The sequence below is a fragment of the Shigella sp. FJ200513 genome (assembly GCF_040495915.1).
Lineage (GTDB): Bacteria > Pseudomonadota > Gammaproteobacteria > Enterobacterales > Enterobacteriaceae > ECMA0423.
The window spans coordinates 1,655-11,179 of record NZ_JBDYCV010000114.1; the positions used below are offsets into that span (position 1 = coordinate 1,655).

The window sequence follows — 9,525 nt, forward strand, 5'->3', positions numbered from 1 at the left end:
CTATCAGACTGTAATTCCCCAGCGCCAGCTGCCTGAAGCGGTATGTGGTTTCCGTCGTCCTGGCTGTGCTGACCAGCCGCTCACTGCCGTCGTCCGCTGCCACGGTCAGGCGAAGCAGGAAGCTCACACCCTTCACCACCTTCGGCGTGTCCCATCGCGCCAGCACCTGATATTCCCCGCTGTCTGCGGTGACTTCGGCGGTCAGATGCTGCACCGCTGGCGGCGTGACACCATTCACCGTGCCGCGCCGGTCACCGTCAAAGTGTGCCCCGTTATCCACGATGGCCTCTTTTTCCGGCACATGCTGCACGGCGGTGATGGCATACGTGCCGTCGTCGTTCTCACGGATACTCACGCAGCGGAACAGGCGCTGGCGCAGCGTCGGCAGCTTCAGCCCCCACACGCTGTATTCTGCAACGCCGTCAGGAACCCGGCTCACTTTCACCTTCACGCCGTCGGTGACGGACTGAACCTCCACGCTGACCGGATTGCCATTTCCGTCAACCAGGCTTATCAGCGTGGTACCGGAGGACGGCAGCGTGATTTCACGGTCGAGCGTCAGCGTCCGGGTCTGGCTGTTCACCGCCAGTACGCGACCACCGGTGCTGATACCGGCATAATCATCATCGCAGATTTCAATGACATCACCCGGTACATGGCGAAGCCCTTCTGCGCCGACGCTGAAGTCCACGGTCTGCGTTTCCAGCAGTTCCGTTTTAATCAGCCACAGCCCGGCGCGGTGCGCCTGTCCCCGGCTGGTACAGCCAAAGGCATCCATCTTCGTGACGTTACGACCGTAACGGACAATGGCCTGCGTGTCCTCCACAAGCTCTGTCGCCGTCTCATGACCGTTGTCCGGATCAATCCAGTTCACCTCAACGACATTATGGCGGTCCTTCAGGGCGCTGAAGCTGTAGCGGAACGGCGCGCCATCATCCGGCATCACCACATTACTGCGGTTATAGGTCCACACTTTATCCGACGGTCGGTCCTGCACGAACGTCAGCGTCTGCCCGTTCCATACCGGCATACAGCGCATCGCCGAGCAGAAATCACTGAGAACATCCCACGCCTTACGCTGTGTGGTCAGGTAAGCGTTACAGGTGATGCGCGGCTCCGTGCCGCCAAATCCGTCCGGCACTGACTGGTCGCAGTACTGGCCGATGACATACAGCGCCCATTTGTCCACATCTGCCGCACCAAGACGTTTCCCCATGCCGTAGCGCGGATGAGTGAGCATGTCCCACAGACACCAGGCCATGTTGTTGCTGTATGCTGGCTTAAGCGTTCCGTCCCAGATACCGCTGTATTGCCGCGTCTGCGGGTTATAGTTCGACGGCACCTGCAGAATGCGCCCGCGAAGATGATAATTGCGACTCACCTGCTGGTTACCGAACTGCTCTGAATCCACCTGCACGCCGACCAGCGCCGTGTTCGGGTAGCACTGTTTCACATCGATGATTTCGGTGTACGACGACCAGAGCGTTTTGTTCTGCAGCTGGTCTGTGGTGCTGTCCGGTGTCATCCTGCGCATCCGGATATTAAACGGGCGCGGCGGCAGGTTACCCACCACCACCGAGGCCAGATACTGCGAAGTGGTTTTGCCCTTAATGGTGATGTCTTTTTCCGTCACCCAGCCACCGTTACGCTGTATCTGAACCAGCAGGCGGACTTCCGACGGATTCCGGTCCCCCTTTGAGGTGGTTTCCACCAGTGCCTGCACACCGAAGGTCAGGCGCAGACGATCAATGTTTGCCGACGTGATGGTCCGGGTGATCGGCGTGTCGTATTTCACTTCCGTACCCAGCACAGTCTCTGAGCCGGAAGATTCAAACCCCTCCGGCGGTGTCTGCTCCTGCTCGCCGGCGCGGAACACCACCGTAACACCGGAAAAGTTTGTCTTCCCCTCGCTATCCAGGACCGGCGTACCGTTCAGCAGCACGCTTTTTAATCCATCCACCGGACCGTCAACCGGCCCTTCGCTGATGGCATCAATCACACTCAGCAACTGCGTGGATTTCAGGTTGTCCTTCGCTTCGCGCGGGGTATGCCCCTTACTGCTGCCTTTACCCATTCCTCACGCTCCATAAACGACAAAACCGCCCGCAGGCGGTTTCACATGAAACATTTTGCATCAGCGACCAATCACCACAACCTGACCACCATCCCCTTCGTCTGCCGTGCTGATCTCCTGAGATACCACCCGCGACCCCACGCGCATTTCACCGTACAGAACAGGCAGAACATTGCCCTGGGCAACCATGTTATCCAGTGAGGAGAAACAGGTGTTCTGTTTGCCGTTATCCGTTGTCTGTGTACGGGGAGTTCTGGCTTTCGGTGCCAGCATCTGTGCAACACCGCCAAGCGTCATACTGGCACCGAGAGAAAACAGCAGATTACTCGCCATAATTCCTACCCCCGGCATCCATATAGCAACCGCCATAACAGCTGCCCCCAGCACCGCCTGAAACACACCGCCACTTTTAGCTCCCACCAGACGCGGTACTATGTGGATCACTGCACCATTTGCCAGCGGCTCATTAAGACGGGCAGACAATTCGGTTTCACCTGCATCACGCCCGGCAATGCGCACCTGATACCAGCCGTCACTCAGTTTCTGACGAAACGCCGGGAGCTGTGTGGCCAGTGCGCGGATGGCTTCAGCCCCCGTTTTCACACGAAGGTCGATGCGGCGGCCAAATCGTTGCAAATCCCCGTAAAGGCAGATGCGTGCCATTCCCGGTGACGCCAGAGGGAGTGTGTGCGTCGCTGCCATTTGTCGGTATACCTCTCTCGTTTACTCAGTTGTTCAGGAATATGGTGCAGCAGCTCACCATCGCCGCAGTAAATGGCGGCATGATTCGGCACCGATGAACCAAAACAGCACAGCAGCACATCGCCCGGTTGTGCTGATGACAACGGCACCTGATACAGCCCTGTGGCCTCCAGATTATCCAGATAGAGATTCTGACCGTGACGCCACCAGTCATCCCCGCGATGAAAATCCGGCATCTCAATCCCCGCCAGATGATAAGCATCCCGGAACAGCGTGTAACAGTCCGTCACCCCGTGCTCAAAGCGCCGCCCGGTGAGATGCGGCACACAGCGGAACTTGTGAATCGTCCCCCGGCAGACCAGCCACCACGGCAAATCACTCTGCACCTGCAGCCGCCGGTCAGCCTCACTCAGCCAGGGCAGACCACCGGGATGACTGTGGACCAGTGCCACAATCTCACCCTGCATTTGTGCCCGCAGCCAGTCCTCCGGAGCCATCCGGAACCGTTCCTCCGGCTCACCGGAGATATTCTCGCTGGGAAGATACCTGTCTCCCTCCGGCGTTCTCACCACGAAGCCACACGACTCCGCTGGCGCACATCGCCGGGCGTGCGCCAGAATCGCTGATTCTGTCTGTGTCATGGATTTACTGAGAAAGTTTATTGATGGAAAGGAAACCGCCGAAATTACCGGTATTGTTGCGCAACTCACACCCGCGCATACACTTGCTGCATTTGTCCTTCCGGATATCCGTTGTTGGTTTGTCGAACTCGTCAGCCACTGCCCTGCCCGTGTAACCACACTCATCAGAACGGTAAGTCCACATACAGGTATTCGCCAGCATGATACGCCCCGGGAAAACCGCGCCATCCGTCTCCGTTGGTGTGGCCAGCACAAAAGAGGCACTGACCGCGCTCAGTTCGCTGCACTGCTCGATGCGCCAGCGGCTGATCACCTCCTGTTCCGGATCGGCGTCGCTGTTTCCGTTGACGAAGTTCACCGCATCCAGAAAACGGGCGTAAACCTTACGCCGGACCACCGTTCCGCCGACCAGACTCTGCAGATCTTCCGCCATCCCGGTGACCATGCCGTGCAGGTTAGAGACCGTCAGTGTCGGACGGGCAGCACAGCCCCTGCCGTTCAGTTCAAACCCCGACCCCTGAATGGGGTATGCCTGATACTGCCGCCCCTGCCAGGTGACCGGCTCACCTTTTTCGTTCTGCTCATTACAGAAAAAATAACGCTCACCACCGACCTCTGTCAGATCGATTTCCCAGAGCTCCACCCGGGCTGACTGCTCCGCACGGGTGCATTCATTCAGTGTTTCCTGCCGGATATCCTGCATCAGTTCACCACCTGTTCAAAATCGGCCGTTACAGTCACCCATAACGCCCCCACGCTTGCCGACCATTTACGACAAACCACCCTGATCAGTTTCCAGTCATAAGGTGGCGTCCACTGAAATGCGCGGACGCCACCGTGCCGTTCCAGAAAGGCTTTTAAAGATGGGTGTTCACCTTTACGAACACGTATCGTCACGCTGTAAGTCGACAACTGGTTATTCAGTCCCGCCGCACGACGCTGTTCATAACCATCGCCCAGCTTCACTGTCACCACTTTCGGCTCTGATACCACATTCATATCCGGGCGCACTTTCCAGTGAAACGTCTCCATTACCGGTATGCTCCACTTAACCGGCCACCATCACGGGCCTGCTGTTGCATAAAGTCCGCGGCCGCTTTTTTCCCGAGGTCATAAACCACCTTCAGGGCAGCCGGACCTATCTGCCCGTTCGTGCCGTCGTTATTGATCTCAATGTTGTACTGCGGGGCAAACATCACCATGCCTGAACCACCAGTATCCGCCACAACCCCCAGCTTACCATCAGCACCGCGACGCAGTGGCAGAATGGCTTCAGGTCCCGCTTCCCCCATCACACCCGCGCCTTTTGCAAAAGCAAAAAACGTCGGACGGTTAACCACCGTGCCACTGTAGCGACTCAAATCAGCAGACTGGTAAACACCGCCATCAGCATTAGTCGTGAAGCCGAATAAAGAACCGACGCCCTTTACCGCCTGCATCATGGCCATCTGTGCCATAATTCTGGCCATATCTGACAACAGGGAAGAGGTGAAGGATTTAAAATTCAGCTTACCGGTGGTACAGAATGTCGCCAGTGCATTACCGGCACTGCTGAATGCCACTGTAAACATCTGTTCTGCCGTTCCCGCCGCATTATCCGCATCCGCCGTAAAATTCTGAAACGCCCGCATGGCACCGTTTTTCCAGTCGCCCTGCGCCACTTCCAGTTCCTGCCAGTAGCGTTTGTTTTCATTCAGTTGTCGCTTCAGGCTCCCCTTCAGCACCTCCTCAGCCCTCCGGTAGTCCTCCGTCCCGTAAGTGCCTTTCTGGCGACTGTCATTCTCAAGCTGTTGCAACTGTTGCCGGTATTCCTGCCGGATGCGCAACTGTGCCTGGTAGCGCTGCCGCTGCTTATCCCCCATACCTGCAGTGGCAATATCCAGATTGTGCTGCTCACGCAGTGCACGTTCTTTGTCTGCCAGCTGGCTGGTCAGCTGAACCGTTTTTTTTCTCAGGTCGTTAAGCGCTGTCTGTTTCTGCAGCTCCTGCTGTTTCACATCCAGCAGCGTCAGCGCCTGAATCAGCTCATTCTTACGGGCCAGCACACTCTTTTCATCTGCCGTCAGCTTTTTCCCGTCCAGGTCGCTGATGCGCTGCTGCAGGGCCAGAAGCTGTTTATGCGCTTCAGTCATCCTTTCAGTGGCAATGCCTGCTGACTGTCTGGCAGCAGCAATCTGCCCTTCCACCTGTGCCTGCTGCTGACTGTACTGCAGCAATAACCGGGTGGCCTCATCATTACGGGTTGCCCGTGTATTTTTCTTAATGGCTTTTTCGTAACGTTCATTTTCACGCTGTATCGCCGCATCCCTGACAGCCTGGTCGGCGTACTGCATGGCATTAATACGCGCAATTTCCCGCTGATGTCGTGCAGCTTCCGTTTCATTCATCCGGTTCAGCGCGGCATTTTCAGCATTCCGGCGTTTCTGTTGCTCCTGGTAATTCCGTTCTGCCTGCGCTTTTGCATCCTGCAAATCCTTCCGGCGTTTTTTCTCCTGAAGATCGTTAAGACGCTGCTGATCGTACTCCACCTGTGTGGAGGCGTTTGTCCACGGATATTTTTTCGCGCGCTGAATTTTTTCCTGTAACGCATCAATCTGCGCATCCAGCGAGTCTTCACGACCAATATTCATGGCCGCATCCCAGAACTGCTTCCACCAGTCAGACAAGGTTTGCAGCGTACTACCCAGCGCATTGAGATTATTATCAATATCAGATGTGCGTTTACCGGTTTCCTCTGCCAGCGCAGACATGGCGATCCGGGCCGCATCACTGGACCGCCCCTGCTCCCCAAGGACGCGTATCTGCTCAAGCTGAGTGGCATTCAAAAAATGCAGCGCATTGTCCAGCGCCTTCGCGGCATTTACAGGATCATCCTTCAGCCGCTTAAACTGATTTATGGTATCGCTGACCGACTGGCCAACCGATCGCTCCATCTGTGCGGCAGCTTTCGCCACCATACCAATATCGTTTCCATGAAATGCCCCACTGCCCACCACCTGTGCCAGCGCACCGGCTGCCGCATGTTGCGTGATACCATTCCCGGATATGGCCCGGCTGAGTTTCCACAACTGCCCGACAGTGACACCGGCATAATGTCCCGTCAGCGCCAGCTGACGGTTAAATTTCTCGCCCTCCTTCCGGCCGTCATGCCAGGCTTTACCCAGACCCAGGACCGCCGCGACAAGTCCGCCAATAACGCCGCCAGTCATCATGCCTTTCGGCGACATCAGTGCGCCTGTCCATCCGGCACGGTTAGCCAGCGTTATCCCGGATCCCCTCAGCGCACCAAAATTGCCTCGCGCCATCTGACTGATTAACACCCCCAGCTCCCGCCGGGCTGCCGCACTTTTCAGCCCCAGCGAATGTGTGGCTTTTCCTGCCCGCTCCATTTTGCGGATATACACTTCTGCAGCACTGCTTACCCCCAGCTGAGCCGCCCTGGCGCGAAGCAACTCAGAAGACGACAGATTCTGGCGGGTTGCCTGCTCTTTAAGCTGGCGGATAAACGCCGCTTTCTGCCGGGTGGCCTGTTCCTCTGCCTGCGTCAGGGCACGGGTTTTCGCCGTGATCTCCGAAATCAGCGCCAGATAATCCTGCTGACCAACCCCGCCACTGTTTCTGGCCTGTCGGATCTGCTGCTGAATACGCTGTAATTCCTGAAGCCCCGCACCGGCCTGTTTCACACTGTCAATCTGGCGATAAAAGGCGGCAGCCGCTTTATCCTGCGCCTCCGCCAGTGCCCTGGCCTGCGCCTGTTCCTCGCGCATTTTCTGATTCAGGGCATCCACGCGCAGACGGGTTTGTTCCACCTCACGGGCCATGCGTTCATGAGCCCGTGCATTCTTCTCCACCGTCTGCGCATGGGCTGATGCTGCTGTTGCAGCCGAAGAAGCCGCCTGCATTGTCTGCCGGGCCGCCTGAGTCTGACGCTCCATAAAACGCTGCATACGGGCAGAAGACCGTTCTGCATCGCTGGCTGCACCATTCAGAAGGTTTTTGATACGGGGAATTTCATTTTTAAACTCTGCCGCATCAATCCCCAAATCAATGACCAGGTTGGCTATCTGGTCCATAACGCACACCTCCGGAAATACCTTCCCCAAGATGCATCAGTTCTTCGTCCGTTCGCTCCGGTATCCCGTTCTCTTCCGGTAAAAGGCTGAAATCAGCCACCGCAGCATCGCTGCTGCCGGACACCATTCTCACGATCAATGCCTTCAGCGAGGCAAACTGCGCATCCATCCACACATCACTGAAGCTCTGCATCCGGAAATAATCGCCCCACTCACCAAGCTCAGTGGCCGACATATCCGACAGCATCCGCCGCCAGTCTGCCCGCCGGAACTCCCGGGCAAGCCGCATGACAAACTGCATTTCCCGCGTCAGGACTTTTCCGGCGTCAGCGCCTCATGATCATCATCCCCGGCATTCTCAATGGTCCCCATACCGCTCAGCGACAGAACCCTCTCCGCCCCCGCGCCCAGCGCATCATACGACCATGTTGTCATAATGGATGCGCAAAGCGTCTCAACATCCTGAGACTGCTCAGCATTCCACAGTGAGCGGGAAACCAGCCAGGCATTGATATCCATTCCCATACGCAGAAAAGCAATCTGTCGTTCAGCCTCCGGCAGTTCTCCCTCCTGTGCATCAAACTTTGCCGTTCGCTGCTGAACAAACGTCAGATATTCAATTCTCTGCAGCCCGGACAGCTCACTGAGCACCACGGACTGTTTTTCATAATTAAACGTATCCTGTTTCAGAAACATCATGTTCTCCGGATGCAAAAAGCCCCGGATAACCGGGGCAATGATGAGTATCGTCCTGTTATGGTGCGCTGACGGTCACCGCAGCCACTGCCACAAACTCTCCGTCAGAGGTCATGCCCACGATGCTGACACTGCCCTGCTTCACGCCTTTCACCGTGGCCACAAGCCCGCTCAGGGTCACCGAAGCAGTCTGAGGATCTGACGAATGCACACTGATCGCTTTGTCACTGGCCCCGTCAGGTTTTACTGTAAAGGTCAGTGTGGTGGTTGCTCCCGCTTTGACACTGACAGATGCCGGTGCCACCGTCAGTCCGGTAACACCCACGGTTTCAGTGCCTTCCTCTGCCAGATACGGACGCCCCACACCGCTGATTTTCACAGTGCGGGTCATCACGTCTTTTGAGGCAATGGTTTTACCCAGTGAGCTCAGCCAGCCGCGGAAAACATCAACAGTGCCGTTGGGATATTTGATACGAAACGCGCAGACTTCACCGGAGTCGAACAACTGAACCAGTTTTTTCTGCCCGCTGTCACCCGGACGCCAGGCCAGCGTCGCCGAAGTATCACCAACGGATTTCTGCCCCTGGGTTGTCGTTTTCCAGTCTGCATCTTCATCATCGAGATAAGTGTCATCTTCTGCATCAGCGGTCATTTCGCCAGGTTGCAGATCCTTCACCATCGCAAGACGCAGCCAGTCAGTGTCCGACAAAGGGTTCGCAAACGCATCGCCGTTGCCGGTATACATCCAGAACGTCGTCCCCGCACCTTTCGTCTTTGCCAGTGGATTTGGTGTGGTCATTACCACCTCCTTAATTCGTGTACGTGATCTGGTACGTGATTTCCGCCATCGCCCAGGTGGCCATCTCATTATCACGTTGATAGTTAAAACCGAGTGGGATCATGGTGTCGATGAGTCCGGAAAGCACCGGAATATCCTTCATGGCCGGAAATATGGTGTTCTCCATCCACGTATCCAGCTCAGAATCCGGCGCCTGTGCACGGACGAAAACGGCAATATGCAGAACAGCCTGCCAGTCGTCCTCATCCGTCATTTTTCCGGTGTACTGCGCATCACTCAGCCACACCGCCACGGCGGGCAGTTCCTGCGCATCAATAAATGCCGGAAGCCCGTCAAAAAACGTGGCGCTGTCTCCACACTGTTCCCGAAGGCGTGCCAGCACGCTCTGACGGATTTGTGTGTGTCGGTTCATTTACTCAGATGTAACCTCAGTTGTTGTTTCAGGGCATACCCCAGCTGTTTCGGCATTTCCGCAGCAATGATGCGGTCGCGGGCATCTTCAAATGCCTGTGTCAGCGGTCCGGACAGCGGGATTTTCAC

11 protein-coding genes are annotated in these 9,525 nt (G+C 56.5%); all 11 read right to left on the minus strand.

What is annotated here, in order from left to right:
• Positions 1 to 2,074, minus strand: a 2,074-nt coding sequence (locus tag ABZJ92_RS18065; protein ID WP_353765454.1) for a TipJ family phage tail tip protein, incomplete at its 3' end; no start/stop codon positions are given.
• A gap of 60 nt (positions 2,075 to 2,134) precedes the next feature.
• The gene (locus ABZJ92_RS18070) at positions 2,135 to 2,710 is read right to left on the minus strand and encodes a tail assembly protein (protein WP_005105520.1); all 576 of its coding nucleotides are present in this window, start codon (positions 2,708 to 2,710) and stop codon (positions 2,135 to 2,137) included.
• Positions 2,674 to 3,417, minus strand: coding sequence for a C40 family peptidase (locus ABZJ92_RS18075; protein ID WP_000194740.1), 744 nt, complete (start codon positions 3,415 to 3,417; stop codon positions 2,674 to 2,676). Before ABZJ92_RS18075 ends, ABZJ92_RS18070 begins: the two co-directional genes overlap by 37 nt.
• Before the next feature lie 4 nt (positions 3,418 to 3,421).
• Entirely contained in the window at positions 3,422 to 4,120 is a 699-nt protein-coding gene (locus tag ABZJ92_RS18080; RefSeq protein ID WP_001152490.1) for a phage minor tail protein L, read from the minus strand.
• Positions 4,120 to 4,449 carry a phage tail protein gene (locus ABZJ92_RS18085; protein WP_000447264.1) on the minus strand — a complete coding sequence of 110 codons (330 nt, stop codon included), beginning with the start codon at positions 4,447 to 4,449 and terminating at the stop codon, positions 4,120 to 4,122. Before ABZJ92_RS18085 ends, ABZJ92_RS18080 begins: the two co-directional genes overlap by 1 nt.
• On the minus strand, positions 4,449 to 7,490 hold the full coding sequence (locus ABZJ92_RS18090; RefSeq protein ID WP_000371983.1) for a phage tail tape measure protein: 3,042 nt from the start codon (positions 7,488 to 7,490) through the stop codon (positions 4,449 to 4,451). The genes ABZJ92_RS18085 and ABZJ92_RS18090 overlap by 1 nt, the downstream gene beginning before the upstream one ends.
• Positions 7,462 to 7,791, minus strand: a complete 330-nt coding sequence (locus tag ABZJ92_RS18095; RefSeq protein WP_001161004.1) for a phage tail assembly protein T — start codon at positions 7,789 to 7,791, stop codon at positions 7,462 to 7,464. Before ABZJ92_RS18095 ends, ABZJ92_RS18090 begins: the two co-directional genes overlap by 29 nt.
• Before the next feature lie 8 nt (positions 7,792 to 7,799).
• Positions 7,800 to 8,186: a phage tail assembly chaperone G gene (gene gpG / locus ABZJ92_RS18100; RefSeq protein WP_000478927.1), complete on the minus strand. Its 387-nt coding sequence runs from the start codon at positions 8,184 to 8,186 to the stop codon at positions 7,800 to 7,802.
• Positions 8,187 to 8,244: 58 nt separating this feature from the next.
• Positions 8,245 to 8,985 carry a phage tail tube protein gene (locus ABZJ92_RS18105; RefSeq protein ID WP_000211126.1) on the minus strand — a complete coding sequence of 247 codons (741 nt, stop codon included), beginning with the start codon at positions 8,983 to 8,985 and terminating at the stop codon, positions 8,245 to 8,247.
• Positions 8,986 to 8,995: 10 nt separating this feature from the next.
• Entirely contained in the window at positions 8,996 to 9,397 is a 402-nt protein-coding gene (locus ABZJ92_RS18110; protein ID WP_001079407.1) for a phage minor tail U family protein, read from the minus strand.
• Positions 9,394 to 9,525: phage tail protein (locus ABZJ92_RS18115; protein ID WP_171527176.1), on the minus strand; the 132-nt coding region annotated here is incomplete at its 5' end. The genes ABZJ92_RS18115 and ABZJ92_RS18110, both read right to left, overlap by 4 nt.

What these genes read in the sequence shown, in the direction of transcription:
- ABZJ92_RS18075 (WP_000194740.1), bottom strand. Translation starts at nt 3,417, where the DNA reads ATGACACAGACAGAATCAGCGATTCTGGCGCACGCCCGGCGATGTGCG.
- ABZJ92_RS18080 (WP_001152490.1), bottom strand. Translation starts at nt 4,120, where the DNA reads ATGCAGGATATCCGGCAGGAAACACTGAATGAATGCACCCGTGCGGAG.
- ABZJ92_RS18085 (WP_000447264.1), bottom strand. Translation starts at nt 4,449, where the DNA reads ATGGAGACGTTTCACTGGAAAGTGCGCCCGGATATGAATGTGGTATCA.
- ABZJ92_RS18090 (WP_000371983.1), bottom strand. Translation starts at nt 7,490, where the DNA reads ATGGACCAGATAGCCAACCTGGTCATTGATTTGGGGATTGATGCGGCA.
- ABZJ92_RS18095 (WP_001161004.1), bottom strand. Translation starts at nt 7,791, where the DNA reads ATGCAGTTTGTCATGCGGCTTGCCCGGGAGTTCCGGCGGGCAGACTGG.
- gpG (WP_000478927.1), bottom strand. Translation starts at nt 8,186, where the DNA reads ATGTTTCTGAAACAGGATACGTTTAATTATGAAAAACAGTCCGTGGTG.
- ABZJ92_RS18105 (WP_000211126.1), bottom strand. Translation starts at nt 8,985, where the DNA reads ATGACCACACCAAATCCACTGGCAAAGACGAAAGGTGCGGGGACGACG.
- ABZJ92_RS18110 (WP_001079407.1), bottom strand. Translation starts at nt 9,397, where the DNA reads ATGAACCGACACACACAAATCCGTCAGAGCGTGCTGGCACGCCTTCGG.